A 17,701-nucleotide genomic window follows, 5' to 3' on the forward strand; every position below is an offset into this window, starting at 1 on the left:
AATGCAAAGGCCGCTGCAAGGCAGCGGCCGTGTTACAGCAGCCGGGGCAACGAATTGCCCCAAGCATAGTCAAGCGGTCACTTGGCGGTGAGCGCCTCGAGTTTGCCGCTGTTGCCGTAGACGTAGATCATGTCGCCATCTACCAACGGGCGAGCCCGCAGGCCGTCGCTGTCAACGCGGATACGGCCCACGAAACGACCATCGACCTGGCTGAGCAGGTGCAGGTAGCCCTCGAAGTCACCCACGGCGATATAGCTGGAGTACACCTCTGGCGCGCTCAACTGGCGGCGAGCCAGCTGGTCGTTGCTCCACAACCCGGTGGTCGAGCGCTCATCGACGCCTTCGACGGTGCCACTGGCCTCGGCGACGTAGACACTGCCGAAACCCTGGGCAACGCCTGCATAGCTGGAGGCATCTCGCTCCCAAAGGGTGCGGCCGCTGTCTACGTCCAGGCCGGCCATCTTGCCTTGGTAGCTGGCCACATACACCACACCGCCAGACAGCAGCAAGCCGCCATCGATGTCAACGACGCGGTCCAGCTCAGAGCGGCCCTGCGGGATTGCCACGCGGGTCTCCCAGATTGGCGTGCCGGTGCTGATATCCAGCGCCACGACCTTGCCCGAGGACAAGCCCGCGATAGCCAGGCGGTTGGTTACCAGCGGTGCGCCGGTGCCGCGTAGGGTCAGCACGGCCGGGGTGCTGTCGTAGACCCAGCGTTGCTCGCCAGTGCTGGCATCCAGGCCGACGACGCGGTCGTCCTGGGTTTGAACCACCACCACGTCACCGTTGTTGGCCGGCGGTGCCAGCACTTCAGCCTTGACGTTGGCGACCCATTTTTGCTCACCGGTGGCCGAATCCAACGCGACCACGTCACCGCGCAAGGTGCCGAAGGTCAGCAGGCCGTAGCCTACACCGATGGCACCCGAGATGGGGCGATCAAAATCTTTCTTCCACTGAACATCGCCGTTCATGCGGTCGAGAGCCATCACTACGCCTGTCACGTCGGCGGCGTAGATGGTGTTGTTCTCGATCGCAGGGACCAGCATGTTGTAGGTCTTGCCCTGGCCGTCACCGACGTTGCGGCTCCAAACCTTTTTGAGGCTGACCTCTTCCTTGAAATCGTGCAGTTCGGCCGGGGGCAGTTCTTTCTTGCTGTTGCTGCTGCAACCCACTACAGCCAGGGCCAGTGCCAACAGCGCTACATGTTTCCATCCGATCACGTCAGGCATCCCCTTTGGCCAAATCGTCAAGCTTGGTCTGCAGGCCACCAACGGCTGCGTCTTCGGGCAACGCCGCTTTGGCTTTCTGGTAAGCGGCATAGGCATCGGCCGGGCGGCCCAGGCGTACCAGTACATCGCCCTTGAGCTCTTCACGGCTGGCGGCGAACGCCTTGTCGGCCTGCCCATCGAGCAGTTTGAGTGCTTCTTCGGCCTTGTTTTGAGCGGCCAGCACCTGCGCCAGGCGCTGGCGAGCGACTTCGCCCAACGTCGCGTCGGCCGGTTTGTCCATCACAGCCCTGAGCTGCACAGCCGCGTCGTCGAGCTTGCCGGCGTCGACCGACACCTTGGCCAGGAACAGCTTGCCGTACTGGTCATACGCGGTGCCAGCGAAGTTCTTGTCGAGCTCACCTGCCAAGTAGTTCACCTTGGGCAGGTCGGGCTTGCCACCCGGTGCCAGTGAAGCCTCGACCAGTTGCTGGTACAGGACAGATGCGCCCTGCGCCTGATTGGCCTGATGCTTCTGCCACCATTGCCAGCCGAACACGGCGATCAACGCCAGCAGGCCGCCCGTGACCAACGGCTTGCCGTTGCGCTGCCACCAGTCCTTGAACTGGGCCAGCTCTTCATCTTCGGTACCAGACACCCCAATACTCCTATCTTCGAATTTGGCGCCAGCGGCTCAACCCTTGAGGTCGACGCTGCCCAGGAAACGTGCCAGGTCATCCCAGGCGATATTCTGTTGTTCGCCCTGCCCGCGCAGGGGTTTGAACCCTACCACTTCGCGTGCCAGCTCGTCGTCCCCCAGAATCAGCGCATAAAGTGCGCCGCTTTTGTCGGCCTTCTTGAACTGGCTCTTGAAACTGCCGCCGCCAGCGTTCACCTGAAGGCGCAGGGCTGGCAGTTGATCGCGCACCTGCTCGGTGAGCTTCAAGGCGGCCACTTCTGCCGGCTCGCCGAACGCGCACAGGTAGAGGTCGACGGTACGCGCGATGGACTCGGGCACCTTGCCCAGGGTTTCGAGCAACAGGATCAGCCGCTCGATGCCCATGGCAAAACCTACGCCGGCGGTGGGCTTGCCGCCCATCTGCTCGACCAGGCCGTCGTAGCGCCCCCCGGCGCAAACGGTGCCTTGCGCGCCGAGCTGGTCGGTCACCCACTCGAACACGGTCTTGCTGTAGTAATCCAGGCCACGCACCAGCTTGGTATTGATGACGTAGGGAATACCCGCGGCATCAAGGCGAGCTTTCAACCCCTCGAAGTGCACACGCGACTCGTCGTCGAGGTAATCGGCCAGCTTCGGCGCATCCACCAGTAGCGCCTGGGTATCGGCGTTCTTGCTGTCGAGAATGCGCAGCGGGTTGCTCTTCAAGCGCCGCTGGCTGTCTTCATCGAGCTGGTCGTGACGCTCGCCCAGATAGGCGACCAATGCATCGCGATAGCGCGCGCGCGCCTCGGCGGTACCCAGGCTGTTGAGCTCGAGCTTGACCGCATCGCGGATGCCCAGCGCTCCCCAGAGCCGCCAGGTCAGTGCAATCAGCTCGGCATCGATGTCCGGACCTGCCAGGTTGAACACCTCCACCCCGATCTGGTGGAACTGCCGATACCGGCCCTTTTGTGGGCGCTCATGGCGGAACATCGGGCCGATGTACCACAGTTTCTGCGGTTGCCCACCGCCGGTGATGCCATGCTCGAGCACAGCGCGTACGCAGGCTGCAGTACCTTCGGGGCGCAGTGTCAGCGAATCGCCGTTACGGTCGGCGAAGGTGTACATCTCTTTCTCGACGATATCGGTGACTTCACCGATCGAGCGCTTGAACAGCTCGGTGAACTCGACGATCGGCATGCGGATCTGGGCATAACCGTAGCCGTCCAGAAGGCTGGCCACAGTGCCTTCGAAGTAGCGCCACAGCGGCGTGTGCTCCGGCAGGATGTCGTTCATGCCACGAATGGCTTGCAGGGGCTTGCTCACAATTGGTCCTTAAACGGGTATTCAGCCGCGCGCGATCAGCGCCGCGTCGGCCTCGGCCTTCTCGGCGGCCTTGCGGCGGATCAGCTGCTCCAGCTCATCCACCAGGTTCTCGTTGTTCAGCTTCTGCGACGGCTTGCCATCGATGTACACCAGGTTCGGCGTACCGCCTGTGAGCCCCACGTGGGCCTCTTTGGCTTCGCCCGGGCCGTTGACCACGCAGCCGATCACCGCCACGTCGAGCGGCACCAGCAGATCCTCCAGGCGCCCTTCGAGCTCGTTCATGGTCTTGACCACGTCGAAGTTCTGCCGCGAGCAGCTGGGGCAGGCAATGAAGTTGATGCCCCGAGAGCGCAGGTGCAGCGACTTCAGGATGTCGTAGCCGACCTTCACTTCCTCGACCGGGTCGGCCGCCAGCGAAATACGGATGGTATCGCCGATGCCCTCGGCGAGGAGCATGCCCAGCCCCACGGCAGACTTGACCGTACCGGAGCGCAGCCCACCGGCCTCGGTAATGCCCAGGTGCAGCGGCTGGGTGATCTGTTTGGCGAGCAGGCGATAAGCCTCCACGGCCATGAACACATCGGAGGCCTTGACGCTGACCTTGTAGTCCTGGAAGTCGAGGCGGTCGAGGTGCTCGACATGGCGCATGGCCGATTCGAGCAACGCCGCCGGGGTCGGCTCGCCGTATTTTTTCTGCAGGTCCTTCTCGAGCGAGCCGGCGTTCACGCCGATGCGAATTGGGATGCCCCGATCACGCGCAGCCGAAACGACCGCCTGAACGCGATCCTCGCGGCCGATGTTGCCCGGGTTGATGCGCAGGCAGTCAACGCCCAACTCGGCCACGCGCAATGCGATTCGGTAGTCGAAATGGATATCGGCTACCAGTGGCACCTTCACCTGCTGCTTGATCTTGCCGAAGGCCTCGGCGGCGTCCATGTCGGGAACCGACACCCGAACGATGTCGACGCCTGCATCTTCCAGGCGGGCAATTTGTGCCACCGTCGCGGCCACATCGAGGGTGTTGGTGTTGGTCATGCTCTGCACCGCGATGGGTGCATCGCCGCCAACCGGCACCGAGCCCACCCAGATTTTGCGGGATGGCCGGCGTTTGATCGGATTCTCACCGTGCATGTTATTGCCCCAGTTTGACGCGTGCGGTTTCGCCGCTGGTGAAAGGCTTCACATCGACAGGCTGGCCGTTATAACTGACCTCAGCGCCCCGGGCGAAGCCCAGGCGCACCTGAAAGGGTGGCTTGCCGTTGTAGTCGACACTGTCGCCTTTGTGCTTGAGCCCGCTGAGCACGACCTTGCCGTTACCGTCAGTAATCTGGTACCAGCAGTCGGCAATGAAGGCGATCCGAACCTGCCCTTCGCCTGCTGCGGGCGGGGCGGCCTGAGTCACAGGGGCCGGGACCTGGGCGGCTGCATTGGGCGCAGCCGAAGCGGCAGGTGCCGGGTTGCTGGCGACCGCCGCCGGAGGCTGGGTGTGGTTCTGAACCGGGGCGGATGGCTGTGCAGCGGCCGGTGCTTCAGGCGCGGGTTGCGCAGGGGCCGAGGGCGCGGGCTGTTCGACCTGGCCGGGAACCGGAGGCTGGATCACACCGCTCTGTGCCGTGCTACCAACTGGCGGCTCGGGCTCGTCGATCGGGTGTATCTGGGTAGTGCCATCGGCGCTCTCGACCTCGACGTGCTCCATAGGCACGCTGGAAGTGTCACGGTGATTGCCGTACTGGTCCTGCCACCAGACGAAACCGCCACCGACCAATGCCACCAGCAATACCAGGCTGACAATGCGCAACAGGTTATGGGAAAGCCTTACAGGCTCCTCGATCCGGCCCAACCCATGGACCTCACTGCCTTTGGCATTGGTGCCTGTGGCCTGGTCGAACGCCTCGACCAGTGGCCCCTGGTCCATGCCCAGCAGCTTGGCGTAGGCACGAATATAGCCACGGGCGAAGGTGTGCCCAGGCAGCCGATCAAAAGCGCCTGCTTCCAGATTGGCCAGGGACAACTGGGTAAGGTTCAGCCGCGTAGCGACCTCCGGGAGGGTCCAGCCCCTGCTTTCGCGAGCCAGACGCAGTGTTTCCCCGGGGTTCGTGCGAGCCGCTGCGACAACTTCTGGGTCAGCCACTTTCATCAATGCTCCGACAGGTATTGCTGGTATTCCGGCGTGCCCGGATACAGTCTTTTCAGTTGCAGGCCATAACTGGCGGCCGTGTTCTTGTCTTCGAATACCTTCGCCAGGCGAATGCCCAGCAACAGGCTGCGTGCGTTCTGCTCGCTCAACTGGCTGAAGCGCTGAAAGTAGTCTCGCGAGGGCACGAACTGCTTGCGATCATACGCGATTTCAGCCAACTCCAGCAGTGCGCGTGGCTGCTGCCCATTCATGGCAATGGCCTTCTCCAGCCACCCTTGGGCTTCGTCTGGGCGATTGAGTTGCTGCGCAGCCATGCCCAGGTTCTCGAACACCCGCGAGCGCTCAGGATACAACGGGTCGCCCGCCGCTTTCTGAAACATTTCATAAGCTTCGGGGTAGCGCTTCTGCTCGTACAGGAAACTGCCGTAGTTATTGCGAATCCGCGCGTTCTCACCGCTGGCCAAAGCCTTGCGGAAATACTCCTCGGCAAGCTTGGGCTCGCGCTCGGCCTGGAACACCAGCGCCAGCGCCGCGTTGGCGTCCTGGCTGGACGGGTCAAGGTCCAGGGCGTTCTTCAGCGGCACCTTGGCGCGCTCGGTATCGCCCTGCATAAGGTAACCCAGGCCCAGCTGCACAAAGGCATCACGCGCTTCGTTGCGGCCCTTCTGGGTGTCCATCGGGTTGACCTTCCCGCTGGTCACACAACCGGGCAAAAGGCAAACCAGCAGCAGCAAGAGCGCGGCGCGCAACGTCATGGAGATCCTCTCTTCAGGGTGCTGGCATCATTGCCTGGAAGTGGCCACCTGCGCCGTTTCGCCGTCGGCCGCCAGCTGGCGCACCGCGATATAGCGTTCGCTGCGGCGGGTTTTGTCCATCACCTGGCCTACCAGCTGCCCGCAGGCCGCATCGATGTCTTCGCCACGGGTGGTGCGCACGGTCACGTTGAAACCGGCATGGTGCAATGCATCCTGAAACCGGCGGATAGCGTTGTTGCTCGGCCGCTTATAACCCGAATGCGGGAAGGGGTTGAACGGGATCAGGTTGACCTTGCAAGGTACCTCGCGCAAAAGCTCGATCATCTCGGCCGCATGTTCGGGGCGGTCGTTGACGTCCTTGAGCAGGGTGTACTCAATGGTCAAGACGCGCTTTTCGCCCAGTGCGCTCATGTAGCGCATGCAGGAGTCGAGCACCACCTTGAGCGGATACTTGCGGTTGATTGGTACCAACTGGTCGCGAAGAGCGTCGTTTGGTGCGTGCAGCGACAGCGCCAGCGAGACGTCGATGTGCTTGGCAAGCTCATCGATCATCGGCACGACGCCAGAGGTGGACAGGGTGACCCGGCGTTTGGAGATGCCATAGCCCAGGTCGTCCATCATCAGGTGCATGGCACTGATGACGTTGTCGAAGTTCAGCAGCGGCTCGCCCATCCCCATCATCACCACATTGGTGATGGCGCGGTCGATGGTAGCCGGGACACTGCCGAAGGATTTGTTGGCAATCCAGACCTGGCCGATCACTTCGGCGGCGGTGAGGTTGCTGTTGAAGCCTTGCTTGCCGGTGGAGCAGAAGCTGCAATCGAGCGCGCAGCCCGCTTGGGAAGACACGCACAAGGTGCCGCGCTTGCCCTGCGGAATGTAGACGGTTTCGACGCAACTGCCCGAGGCGACACGCACTACCCATTTGCGAGTACCGTCGGCGGAGATGTCTTCGCTGACCACCTCCGGCCCACGAATTTCGGCCGTGGCCTTGAGCTTTTCACGCAGGGCCTTGCCGAAATTGGTCATCGCGTCGAAATCGTCGACGCCGAAGTGGTGAATCCATTTCATCGCCTGACCGGCGCGGAAGCGCTTTTCCCCGAGCGAATCGAAGAATTTTTCCATTTCCGGCTGGGTCAGCCCCAGCAGGTTCGTTTTACCGGTCGTAGCGGTCATGGTCACAACACCTTGGCTGCAGCCGCAATCAGCGGATGCGAGCGCACACTTCGGTTTCGGAGAAGAAGTAAGCGATTTCACGAGCGGCCGACGCTTCGGAATCCGAACCGTGAACGGCGTTTTCGTCGATGGACTCGGCGAAGTCCTTGCGGATGGTACCTGCCTCGGCATTGGCCGGGTTGGTGGCGCCCATCAGCTCGCGGTTTTTCAGGATGGCGTTCTCACCTTCCAGAACCTGAACGATGACCGGGCCGGAAGTCATGAACTTGACCAGGTCGCCGAAGAAGCCGCGCTCTTTGTGCTCAGCGTAGAAGCCGCCAGCTTCGCGCTCGGACAGCTGAACCATGCGCGAGGCAACGACGCGCAGGCCGGCTTCTTCGAAGCGGGAAACGATCTTGCCAACGACGTTCTTGGCGACGGCGTCAGGTTTGATGATGGAGAAAGTGCGTTGAACAGCCATTTGAAACTCCGAAAAAGAGTGAGTGAAGCCAAAAATTAAACCCGCGAATTATACGCGGGTTCTCGGGTAATTCCTAACCGCGGTGCGTTTCAATCCGCTTCTTCGATCCACAAGGTCTGGATAGCCTCCAGAACCTTCTCGCCGCAGCGGTCCGGATCATCATCGAAACCGTCCAGTCGCATCGCCAGATCGCGCAGAGCGACGAAGTTTACGGTGCGCGGATCCACCTCAGGATGGGCCTCGGCCAGTTGAATGGCGATTTCCTGCACATCCACCCATTTAAGACTCATGGTCGCTTCCTGTCAGTGCCCTTCGGACACTTGGTTGATCGTGTATTTGGGGATTTCCACGGTCAGGTCCTTGTCACCGACCACCGCCTGGCACGACAGCCGCGAATTCGGCTCCAGGCCCCAGGCCTTGTCGAGCATGTCGTCTTCGAGCTCATCGGAAGCTTCCAGCGACTGGAAACCTTCACGCACGATCACATGGCAGGTGGTGCAGGCACAGGACATCTCGCAGGCGTGTTCGATGTCGATGTCGTTGCGCTTGGCGGCAGCAATGATGGTCTCGCCTGGCTGGGCATCGACCACTGCGCCTTCTGGGCAGTGCTCGGCGTGGGGCAGAAAGATGATCTGCGGCATGGGTCAGTCCTCGATATCGTCCAGGGTGCGCCCGGCCAGGGCGGCCTGGACAGTGGAATTCATACGCCGTGCAGCGAAGGCGTCGGTAAGTTGCGAGAGGCGCTTGGTCTGTGCCTCGATCGCATCGCCGTCGCTGCCCTTGGCAAGCTGCGCAAGCTCGCTGGCCTGCAGCTCGATCAGCTCGCGCTCATCGGCATCGAGCAGGCGCTCACCGTCTACTGCCAAGGCCGCAAGAACCGCCTCGACCAGGCGCTCGGCGTCTACCTGGTATTCACGCAGCTGGCGGGCGTCCTTGTCGGTGGCGGCGTGAGCGAAGGAGTCCTTGAGCATGCGAGCGATCTCGCCATCGGTCAGCCCATAGGAAGGCTTGACCTGAATGCTCGACTCCACGCCCGACGCCAGCTCCCGGGCCGACACGTTGAGCAAGCCATCGGCATCGACCTGGAAGGTCACGCGGATCTTCGCGGCACCGGCCACCATTGGCGGAATGCCGCGCAGCTCGAAACGCGCCAACGAACGGCAATCGGCGATCAATTCGCGCTCACCCTGCAGCACATGGATCATCATGGCCGTCTGGCCATCTTTGTAGGTGGTGAAGTCTTGGGCACGCGCAACCGGAATGGTGGTATTGCGCGGAATGACTCGCTCCATCAGCCCGCCCATGGTCTCCAGGCCCAGCGACAGAGGAATCACATCCAGCAGCAACAGCTCACCGCCGTCACGGCGGTTACCGGCGAGTTGGTCGGCCTGAACCGCAGCACCCACCGCGACGACCTGGTCGGGATCTATGTCGATCAGTGGCTCACGGCCGAACAGCCCACCCACGGCCTGGCGCACGCGCGGCACCCGTGTCGAACCCCCGACCATCACCACGGCGCCTACCTGCTCCACCTCGATGCCGGCGTCGCGCACTGCGCGGCGGCAGGCCTTGAGGCTGCGTGCAATCATCGGCTCGATCAGCGCATCGAAGGTCGCGCGGCTCAGCTCACCGGCCCAGCCGGCGTAGGCCACGGGAACACACTCTGCGGTGCTGAGGCCTTCTTTTGCGGTGCAGGCGATTTCCAGCAACTGGCGCTGGGCAGCCGGCGCGAGGTCTTGGGACAGGCCTGCCTGTTCGATTACCCAGGCAGCGATGGCGTGGTCGAAGTCGTCGCCTCCCAATGCTGTATCACCGCCTGTGGCCAGCACTTCGAACACCCCAGCAGTCAGGCGCAGGATGGAAATATCGAAGGTGCCACCCCCCAGGTCGTAGATCGCCACAACGCCTTCGGCGCTCTGATCCAGGCCATAGGCGACTGCCGCAGCCGTAGGCTCGTTGAGCAGGCGCAGCACGTTCAGGCCTGCAAGGCGGGCGGCGTCCTTGGTGGCCTGGCGCTGGGCATCGTCGAAATAGGCGGGCACGGTGATGACTGCGCCCACCAGCTCGCCGCCCAGGGAAGCCTCGGCACGCAGGCGAAGAACCTTGAGGATATCAGCCGATACCTGCACCGGGCTCTTCGGCCCTTGCACCGTATCGATGAAGGGCATGTGCGACTCGCCTTCGAGGAAGCGGTACGGCAACTGCCCGCCCAGCTGCTGAACGTCGGCAACGCCGCGCCCCATCAGGCGCTTGACCGACAGCACAGTGTTGAACGGGTCGGCCGACGCGGCAGCCTTGGCGGCAGCGCCCACCTCGACGCGGTCGGCATGGTAGCGCACCGCTGAAGGCAGGATAATGGCGCCCTGATCATCGGCCAGGGGTTCGGAAAGGCCGCTGCGCACAGCAGCGACCAGCGAATTGGTAGTGCCCAGGTCGATCCCCACGGCCAGCTTGCGCTGATGCGGTTGGGGGCTCAGGCCGGGTTCGGCGATCTGCAGTAAAGCCATGCTTGTCTGTTTACCAGGCGTGCGGCCGGGGCGGCACGGGGTTAATCGTCGAGGCGCTCTTCGAGTCGGCGCACTTCCTGCGCCAGCTTGTCGAGAAACTGCAAGCGGCGCATCAGGCGTTCGGCCTGCTCGCGCTCGGCTGGGACGTCCCAGCAGCCGGCGAAATCGTCTTCCAGGGCGCCCTGGGCGGCCTTCAGACGTTGCTTGAAGGGTGCGATACCCTCCACGTCGGCGTTGTCCTGCAGGTCCTCGAGCTCTTCACGCCACTGCATCTGCTGCATCAGGAACTCCGGATCGTGCACGGTGATTTCCTGAGGCACCTCCTGGCCACTGATGGCCAGCAGGTAACGCGCGCGGCGGGGCGCGCTCTTGAGGGTCTGATAGGCTTCGTTGAGCTCGGCCGAGCGCTCAAGCGCCTGGCGCTGCTCGGCCTCGGAGGCATCAGCGAACCGGTCGGGATGCACAGTGCGCGCAAGCTCCCGGTAGCGCGTAGCCAGGTGGTCAAGGTCCAGACGAAAGGCTGGCTTGAGCTCGAACAAAGCGTAATGGCAAGGAGTACCCACGGCTAACCTCAAACGTTGAAGCTTTCGCCGCAGCCGCACTCACCGCGCACATTGGGGTTGTTGAACTTGAAGCCCTCGTTCAAGCCCTCGCGTACGAAGTCCAGCTCGGTGCCATCCAGGTAAACCAGGCTCTTGGGATCGATAACGACCTTCAAGCCATGGGTTTCGAACACCTGGTCTTCACCGCCCGCTTCGTCCACGAACTCCAGCACGTACGCAAGGCCAGAGCAGCCAGTGGTGCGAACGCCCAAACGAATGCCGTCACCCTTGCCGCGCCCTTGCAGGGAACGGCGCACATGGTTGGCGGCAGCTTCGGTCATGGTGATAGCCATTGGAACTCCTCAGCCGCTCAGAGCAGGCCTTTCTTCTGCTTGTAATCGCGCACAGCCGCCTTGATGGCGTCTTCGGCGAGCACGGAGCAGTGAATCTTCACAGGCGGCAAAGCCAGTTCCTCGGCCAGCTGCGTATTCTTGATGGTCGCAGCTTCGTCGAGCGTCTTGCCTTTCATCCACTCAGTCGCAAGCGAGCTGGAGGCGATGGCCGAGCCGCAGCCGTAGGTTTTGAATTTGGCGTCTTCGATCACGCCTTGGCCGTTGACCTTGATCTGCAGCTGCATGACGTCGCCGCACGCCGGGGCGCCGACCATGCCGGTACCGACATCAGGGTCTGCTTTGTCGAACTTGCCGACATTGCGCGGGTTTTCGTAGTGGTCGATGACCTTTTCGCTGTAAGCCATGGTGTGTCTATCCTCTCAACTCATCAGTTGTCGCTCTGGGGCCCGCAGGGGGCGGCCCTTGCCAGGCCCGCGACGGCGACTTGAATGTCAGTGCGCAGCCCACTCGATCTTGGACAGGTCAACCCCGTCCTTGTACATGTCCCACAGTGGAGACAGCTCGCGCAGCTTGGTCACGGCGGTGCGCACCTGCGCAGCGGCGTAGTCGATCTCTTCTTCGGTGGTGAAGCGGCCGAAGGCAAAACGGATGGAACTGTGTGCCAGCTCGTCGTTGCGACCCAGCGCGCGCAGCACATACGAAGGCTCAAGGGAGGCCGACGTGCACGCCGAGCCGGAAGACACGGCCAGGTCCTTCAGGGACATGATCAGCGACTCGCCTTCGACATAGTTGAAGCTCAGGTTCAGGTTGTGCGGCACACGCTGGGTGAGGCTGCCGTTGACGTACAGCTCTTCAAGGTCCTCGACCTGCTTGTAGAAACGCTCGGACAGCGCTTTTACGTGCGCGGTGTCCTTGGCCATGTCTTCTTTGGCGATACGGAACGCTTCACCCATGCCTACGATCTGGTGAGTCGGCAGGGTGCCCGAACGCATGCCACGCTCGTGGCCACCGCCATGCATGGTCGCCTCAAGGCGTACACGCGGCTTGCGGCTGACATACAGCGCGCCGATCCCTTTGGGCCCGTAGGCCTTGTGGGCCGAGAAAGACATCAGGTCGACCTTGAGCTTGCCCATGTCGATCTCGACCTTGCCAGCCGATTGCGCACCGTCAACGTGGAACAGCACACCGCGGCTGCGGGTCAGCTCGCCGATGGCGGCGATGTCATTCACAGTGCCGATTTCGTTGTTCACATGCATGATCGACACGAGGATGGTGTCTTCACGCAGCGCCGCTTCGACCATCGATGCGGTGATCAGGCCGTCTTCACCCGGTTCGAGGTAAGTGACCTCGAAGCCTTCACGCTCGAGCTGGCGAGCGGTGTCGAGCACGGCCTTGTGTTCGATCTTGCTGGTGATCAGGTGCTTGCCCTTGCCCGAATAAAAGTGCGCCACGCCTTTGATGGCGAGGTTGTCGGATTCGGTGGCACCGCTGGTCCAGACAATTTCGCGCGGGTCGGCGTTGATCAGGTCGGCCACTTGGCGGCGTGCATTCTCTACGGCCTCTTCAGCTTTCCAGCCAAAGACGTGCGAGCGCGATGCCGGGTTACCGAAGTTGCCGTCGAGGGTCAGGCACTCGACCATCTTCTGGGCAACGCGGGGGTCGACCGGCGTGGTGGCGGAATAATCGAGGTAAATCGGCAACTTCATTTGTATCTCTCTCCTATCAGGCTCGCGCGCCGCTTCTAAAGGCGGTCAGTCGACGAAGGACGTTTCTATTTTGTCCAGAATCGGCGCACGCGCGGTGTTACAGCGGCGCAGGTCCTGACGCTGGGCCACTTCCTGCACCTCACGACGGGTGACAAGGTCGGCCAAACTGATACCACTCAGGAACTCGTGAATCTGCTGGCTCAGGTCGAGCCAGAGGTGATGGGTGAGGCAGGTGTCGCCAGAATGGCAATCGCCCATGCCCTGGCAACGAGTGGCATCTACCGACTCGTTGACCGCATCGATCACCTGAGCGACCTGAATGCCTTGCATGTCTCGTGACAATTGATAGCCGCCGCCCGGGCCTCGCACACTGGACACCAGGTTGGAGCGCCGAAGGCGGGCGAACAATTGCTCGAGGTAGGAAAGTGAAATGCCCTGACGCTCGGAAATGTCGGCCAGCGAGACGGGGCCGCGCTGCGCGTGCAGGGCCAGGTCGAGCATGGCGGTCACGGCGTATCGGCCTTTGGTGGTCAGTCGCATGGAATCGTTACCACGGGTTGCGAGAAAAGGTTCACGATGTGGCGAGTATGCGATTCCCGAGTAAAAGAGTCAACTATAAGACCTAGTGAATTACTCGGGAATGCCAGCGAAGCGGCGACGGATGATATCACAGCTTCGTGGCAATACAGCCGCTTACGGCTGGGTAGCGTGCTCAGCCTGGGGCTCGCCTTTGACGCAGTCAAAATCCTCGTCACGCAGTGCCGGCAGCTCTTTGGCGCAATAGTCGCTGCCCAGGCGGGTCAGCGCGCCACACATGCCCTCAAGGCGGCTATCCACTGCATGCAGGTGGTCAAGCAACTGGCCCACGGCGCGCGCTACCGGGTCGGGCATTTCGCCGGCAACGCCGTAGGCGTCAAAACCGATCTTCTCGGCCATGGCCTTGCGTTGGGCATCGAGCGCATCATCGGGCCCACCCTTGACGATGATCTTGGCAGGAATCCCGACAGCCGTAGCGCCTGCCGGCACGGCCTTGGTGACCACGGCGTTGGAGCCGATCTTGGCACCGGCACCCACCGTGAAGGGCCCAAGCACCTTGGCGCCCGCGCCCACCACTACGCCATCCTCCAGGGTGGGGTGGCGCTTGCCGGCATTCCAGCTGGTGCCGCCCAGGGTCACGCCCTGGTAAAGCGTGACGTCATCCCCCAGCTCCGCAGTTTCGCCGATCACGATCCCCATTCCGTGATCGATGAAAAACCGCCGCCCGATTCGCGCACCCGGGTGAATTTCGATACCGGTGAGCCAGCGGCTGAAGTTGGAGACCGAGCGCGCCAGCCACTTCCAGCGGCGCACCCACAACGCGTGCGCCGCTCGGTGCAGCCAGATCGCATGCAGCCCGGGGTAGCAGGTCAGCACCTCGATGGCATTACGTGCAGCCGGGTCACGGTGGAAAACACTTCGGATGTCTTCTCGCATGCGCTCGAACATTTCAAGGCTCCTTACGCTTGTGAGGTTCGCCCCGCACCGCTTTCTGCGTCTCGGTCAGGATGCCTCGCAGGATGTTCATTTCGGTTTGGTCCACAGTGCTGCGACCAAAGAGGCGGCGCAGCCTGGCCATCAGGTGGCGAGGGTTCGCAGGGTCGAGGAAACCTACCTGCACAAGCGTGGCCTCCAGATGCCGATAGAAACCTTCCATTTCATCCATGGTGGCAAGTGCCGGGCCAGCGCTACCCTGCTCTGCCGCAGGCTTGCCCTGCCCGGCCAGCCAGGCGCAACGCACTTCATAGGCCAGCACCTGCACCGCAGCGGCGAGGTTCAGCGAGCTGAAGGCTGGGTCGGATGGAATATGCACATGAAAATGACAGCGCTGCAGCTCATCGTTGGTGAGCCCCGCGTGCTCGCGGCCGAATACCAGCGCAACGTGCTGGTCGCCAGCGGCCGCCTGCACGGTTTTTTCCCCGCATTCACGCGGCTCCAGCATCGGCCAGGGCAGGCTGCGGTCCCGCGCACTGGTGCCCAGCACCAGCGAGCACCCTGCCAGAGCCTCTTCAAGGGTGGCTACCACGCGGGCACTGGCGAGCACGTCGTCGGCGCCGGAGGCGCGGGCGCTGGCCTCAGGTGAAGGGAACGCCACCGGATCGACCAGCACCAGCTGCGCCAGCCCCATGTTCTTCATGGCACGGGCCGCCCCGCCGATATTGCCAGGGTGGCTGGTGTTGACCAGCACGACACGGATGTTCTGCAGCACGTCAAGGCGCTCTTGGTTCGCAAAGAGGGCCACAGATACTACAGAAGCGACGAAAACAACGCCACGCACTGCGTGACGCTCTTTTTACCGGCGTAGTTTCTGGTAGAATGCCCGGCTCTTTTTTAACGTCCCCAGGTGAACACATCCATGCAGCCCATGCTGAATATCGCGCTGCGCGCCGCCCGCAGCGCCAGTGAACTGATCTTCCGCTCCATCGAGCGCCTGGATACCCTCAAGGTGGATGAAAAGGGCGCCAAGGATTACGTCAGCGAAGTCGATCGCGCCGCCGAGCGCCTGATCGTCGAAGCCCTGCGCAAGGCCTACCCCACCCACGGCATCCTGGGCGAAGAAAGCGGCCTGCATGCCGGCTCCGGCGAAGGCGCCGAATACCTCTGGGTGATCGACCCGCTCGATGGCACCACCAACTTCGTGCGCGGCGTACCCCACTTCGCTGTCAGCATCGCCTGCAAATACCGCGGCCGCCTCGAGCACGCCGTGGTGCTCGACCCGGTTCGCCAAGAAGAATTCACCGCCAGCCGCGGCCATGGCGCGCAGGTCAACGGGCGCCGCATGCGCGTCAGCAGCCGCACCAGCCTCGAAGGCGCACTGCTGGGTACTGGCTTTCCGTTCCGCGACAACCAGATGGATCACCTCGACAACTACCTGGGCATGTTCCGCAGCCTGGTCGGCCAGACCGCCGGCATCCGTCGCGCCGGTGCCGCCAGCCTCGATCTGGCCTATGTCGCCGCTGGCCGCTTCGATGCCTTCTGGGAGTCGGGCCTGTCGGAATGGGACATGGCAGCCGGTGCGCTGCTGATTCAGGAAGCAGGCGGCCTGGTAAGTGATTTCACCGGCGGCCACGACTTCCTCGAAAAAGGCCATGTCGTAGCAGGCAACATCAAGTGCTTCAAGGCGGTGCTGACTGCCATCCAGCCGCACCTGCCGGCCTCGATCAAGCGCTGATCACTGCACACGCCTCACAAAAAAAGCACCTCGAAGGTGCTTTTTTTGTGGATGGCAAAATCAGAGTTACTGGGCTTGCTGCCCCGGCTGGCCTTGAGTCAGAACCAGCTGGCCCTGCTGGTTAACCGGAATGCTCGAGCCTGGGTCGTGGTCCATGCGAACCTGGCCTACCTGGCCTTTGAGCTGATACTTCACGTTGTAGCCAACCACCTTGTCGCTGATGTCGTTGACCGTGTTGCAGCGGGTCTCGGTGGTGGTGTAGGTGTCGTTGTTCTGCATGTGCTCTTGCACTTTGTTGCCTGCATAGCCACCGCCTACGGCACCTGCCACGGTGGCAATCTTCTTGCCATTACCGCCGCCTACCTGGTTACCCAGCAGACCGCCCGCAACCGCACCCACCACGCTACCAATGATCTGGTGCTGGTCCTGGACGGGGCGCCGGCGCGTCACATTGACTTGCTCGCATTCTTTACGAGGCGTTTTGATCTGTTCCTTGATCGGTTCGGACGCCAACACGACGGCGTTTTCAGGTCCTTTGTTCACGAGGCTGTAGGTCGCCACTGCACCCCCGGCGGTCACACCGACAGTACCCAGCACTGCACCAATCAGCAACGATTTGTTCACGTTAGTCTCTCCTGAAGTATGGCGCCGCACAGTGGCGGCTAACCCCAAGCCTTGGAGCAACAAAAAAGGCGCAAGTTCAATACTTGCGCCTTTTCATGGGCTTAGTGGCTTACCAGAGGGTCAGGGCCGGTCGTCCACTACATCCTTGGTTGCTGGCGGAATGAGGTCATCGCTCGAAAGCTTCAGCCAGATCAGCACCACGTTGGCAATGTAGATGGAGGAGTAAGTGCCAGCCATCACACCAATGAACAGCGCCAGGGAGAAGCCGAACAGGTTGTCACCCCCGAAGATCAACAGGGCACTGATCGCCAGCAAGGTCGAAACCGAGGTAGCGATGGTGCGCAGCAGCGTCTGGGTAGTGGAAACGTTGATGTTTTCGATCAACGACGCCTTGCGCAGCACGCGGAAGTTCTCACGCACCCGGTCGAACACGACGATGGTGTCGTTGAGCGAGTAGCCGATGATTGCCAGTACCGCAGCCAGCACCGTCAGGTCGAACTGAATCTGGAAGAACGACAGAATACCCATGGTCACGACCACGTCGTGGATCAGCGATACGATCGCGCCCACGGCGAACTTCCACTGAAAGCGGAAGGCCAGGTACACCAACACGCCGCCCAGCGCCAACAGCATGCCCAGGCCGCCCTGGTCGCGCAGCTCTTCGCCCACCTGCGGGCCGACGAACTCCACACGTTTCACGGTGGCTGGGTTGTCGCCGCCGAACTTCTGCAGCGCAGCGGCCACTTCGTTGCCCAGCTTGGCGTCGTCGCCTGGCATGCGCACCAGCAGCTCGTTGGCCGAACCGAAGGTCTGCACCACAGCTTCGTGGTAGCCGGCCTTGGCCAGCTCCTCACGCACCGCGCCCAGGTCAGCGGCCTTCGGGTAGGTCAGCTCGATCTGGGTACCGCCAGTGAAGTCCAGGCCGAGGTTGATGCCTTTGTGAAACCAGCTGAACAACGCCAGGATGGTCAGGAACACGGTCAGGGCGAACGCGACATTGCGCACGCCCATGAAGTTGATGGTATTGAGTTTCATCGCGAGCCC

21 protein-coding genes are annotated in these 17,701 nt (G+C 62.3%); 1 reads left to right on the forward strand and 20 read right to left on the reverse strand.

The features are described from left to right. Positions 1-77 precede the first annotated feature (77 nt). The 18 genes from bamB to trmJ form a co-directional block, all read right to left on the reverse strand. Positions 78-1,229, reverse strand: coding sequence for an outer membrane protein assembly factor BamB (bamB, locus tag F474_RS16190; protein WP_097085872.1), 1,152 nt, complete (start codon positions 1,227-1,229; stop codon positions 78-80). Further along, positions 1,222-1,863 (reverse strand): YfgM family protein, encoded by a 642-nt coding sequence (locus F474_RS16195; protein WP_097085870.1) that lies wholly within the window; start codon positions 1,861-1,863, stop codon positions 1,222-1,224. The genes bamB and F474_RS16195 overlap by 8 nt, the downstream gene beginning before the upstream one ends. A 36-nt stretch (positions 1,864-1,899) precedes the next feature. Continuing rightward, complete coding sequence (gene hisS / locus F474_RS16200; protein ID WP_097085868.1) at positions 1,900-3,189, reverse strand: histidine--tRNA ligase; 1,290 nt, start codon at positions 3,187-3,189, stop codon at positions 1,900-1,902. Between the two features lie 21 nt (positions 3,190-3,210). Continuing rightward, entirely contained in the window at positions 3,211-4,320 is a 1,110-nt protein-coding gene (gene ispG / locus F474_RS16205) for a flavodoxin-dependent (E)-4-hydroxy-3-methylbut-2-enyl-diphosphate synthase (RefSeq protein ID WP_097085866.1), read from the reverse strand. 1 nt (position 4,321) lies between these two features. Continuing rightward, positions 4,322-5,326: a RodZ domain-containing protein gene (locus tag F474_RS16210; RefSeq protein WP_097085864.1), complete on the reverse strand. Its 1,005-nt coding sequence runs from the start codon at positions 5,324-5,326 to the stop codon at positions 4,322-4,324. After that, the gene (pilW, locus tag F474_RS16215) at positions 5,326-6,081 is read right to left on the reverse strand and encodes a type IV pilus biogenesis/stability protein PilW (RefSeq protein WP_097085862.1); all 756 of its coding nucleotides are present in this window, start codon (positions 6,079-6,081) and stop codon (positions 5,326-5,328) included. Before pilW ends, F474_RS16210 begins: the two co-directional genes overlap by 1 nt. Positions 6,082-6,108: 27 nt before the next feature. Then, positions 6,109-7,257, reverse strand: coding sequence for a 23S rRNA (adenine(2503)-C(2))-methyltransferase RlmN (rlmN, locus tag F474_RS16220; RefSeq protein WP_097085860.1), 1,149 nt, complete (start codon positions 7,255-7,257; stop codon positions 6,109-6,111). 28 nt (positions 7,258-7,285) lie between these two features. After that, positions 7,286-7,717 carry a nucleoside-diphosphate kinase gene (gene ndk, locus F474_RS16225; protein ID WP_097085858.1) on the reverse strand — a complete coding sequence of 144 codons (432 nt, stop codon included), beginning with the start codon at positions 7,715-7,717 and terminating at the stop codon, positions 7,286-7,288. A gap of 89 nt (positions 7,718-7,806) precedes the next feature. Beyond that, positions 7,807-8,007, reverse strand: a complete 201-nt coding sequence (iscX, locus tag F474_RS16230; protein ID WP_097085856.1) for a Fe-S cluster assembly protein IscX — start codon at positions 8,005-8,007, stop codon at positions 7,807-7,809. Positions 8,008-8,019: 12 nt separating this feature from the next. Then, complete coding sequence (fdx, locus tag F474_RS16235; RefSeq protein ID WP_097085855.1) at positions 8,020-8,358, reverse strand: ISC system 2Fe-2S type ferredoxin; 339 nt, start codon at positions 8,356-8,358, stop codon at positions 8,020-8,022. Between the two features lie 3 nt (positions 8,359-8,361). Continuing rightward, positions 8,362-10,224 (reverse strand): Fe-S protein assembly chaperone HscA, encoded by a 1,863-nt coding sequence (gene hscA / locus F474_RS16240; protein WP_097085853.1) that lies wholly within the window; start codon positions 10,222-10,224, stop codon positions 8,362-8,364. A gap of 41 nt (positions 10,225-10,265) precedes the next feature. Continuing rightward, positions 10,266-10,787 carry a co-chaperone HscB gene (hscB, locus tag F474_RS16245; RefSeq protein WP_097085851.1) on the reverse strand — a complete coding sequence of 174 codons (522 nt, stop codon included), beginning with the start codon at positions 10,785-10,787 and terminating at the stop codon, positions 10,266-10,268. Between the two features lie 8 nt (positions 10,788-10,795). After that, the gene (gene iscA, locus F474_RS16250) at positions 10,796-11,119 is read right to left on the reverse strand and encodes an iron-sulfur cluster assembly protein IscA (protein ID WP_097085849.1); all 324 of its coding nucleotides are present in this window, start codon (positions 11,117-11,119) and stop codon (positions 10,796-10,798) included. Positions 11,120-11,136: 17 nt separating this feature from the next. Then, entirely contained in the window at positions 11,137-11,523 is a 387-nt protein-coding gene (gene iscU, locus F474_RS16255) for a Fe-S cluster assembly scaffold IscU (RefSeq protein WP_097085847.1), read from the reverse strand. An 87-nt stretch (positions 11,524-11,610) separates the two neighbouring features. Continuing rightward, entirely contained in the window at positions 11,611-12,825 is a 1,215-nt protein-coding gene (locus F474_RS16260) for an IscS subfamily cysteine desulfurase (RefSeq protein WP_097085845.1), read from the reverse strand. A 45-nt stretch (positions 12,826-12,870) separates the two neighbouring features. Further along, a complete protein-coding gene (gene iscR, locus F474_RS16265; RefSeq protein ID WP_097085843.1) occupies positions 12,871-13,365 on the reverse strand; it encodes a Fe-S cluster assembly transcriptional regulator IscR in 495 nt (164 codons plus the stop codon). A 153-nt stretch (positions 13,366-13,518) separates the two neighbouring features. Beyond that, positions 13,519-14,310: a serine O-acetyltransferase gene (gene cysE / locus F474_RS16270; protein WP_097085840.1), complete on the reverse strand. Its 792-nt coding sequence runs from the start codon at positions 14,308-14,310 to the stop codon at positions 13,519-13,521. Position 14,311: 1 nt separating this feature from the next. After that, positions 14,312-15,070, reverse strand: a complete 759-nt coding sequence (gene trmJ / locus F474_RS16275; RefSeq protein ID WP_097086173.1) for a tRNA (cytosine(32)/uridine(32)-2'-O)-methyltransferase TrmJ — start codon at positions 15,068-15,070, stop codon at positions 14,312-14,314. Positions 15,071-15,217: 147 nt separating this feature from the next. Between trmJ and suhB the strand changes: the two genes are divergently transcribed. Continuing rightward, the gene (suhB, locus tag F474_RS16280; RefSeq protein ID WP_097085838.1) at positions 15,218-16,033 is read left to right on the forward strand and encodes an inositol-phosphate phosphatase; all 816 of its coding nucleotides are present in this window, start codon (positions 15,218-15,220) and stop codon (positions 16,031-16,033) included. A gap of 66 nt (positions 16,034-16,099) precedes the next feature. Here the strand turns inward: suhB and F474_RS16285 are convergent, their stop codons facing one another. Together F474_RS16285 and secF are read right to left on the reverse strand one after the other, a co-directional pair. Then, positions 16,100-16,657 (reverse strand): glycine zipper 2TM domain-containing protein, encoded by a 558-nt coding sequence (locus tag F474_RS16285; RefSeq protein ID WP_097085836.1) that lies wholly within the window; start codon positions 16,655-16,657, stop codon positions 16,100-16,102. A gap of 120 nt (positions 16,658-16,777) precedes the next feature. Continuing rightward, a complete protein-coding gene (secF, locus tag F474_RS16290; protein WP_097085835.1) occupies positions 16,778-17,692 on the reverse strand; it encodes a protein translocase subunit SecF in 915 nt (304 codons plus the stop codon). Positions 17,693-17,701 lie beyond the last annotated feature (9 nt).

The organism is Pseudomonas sp. URIL14HWK12:I12, assembly GCF_003097135.1.
GTDB lineage: Bacteria > Pseudomonadota > Gammaproteobacteria > Pseudomonadales > Pseudomonadaceae > Aquipseudomonas.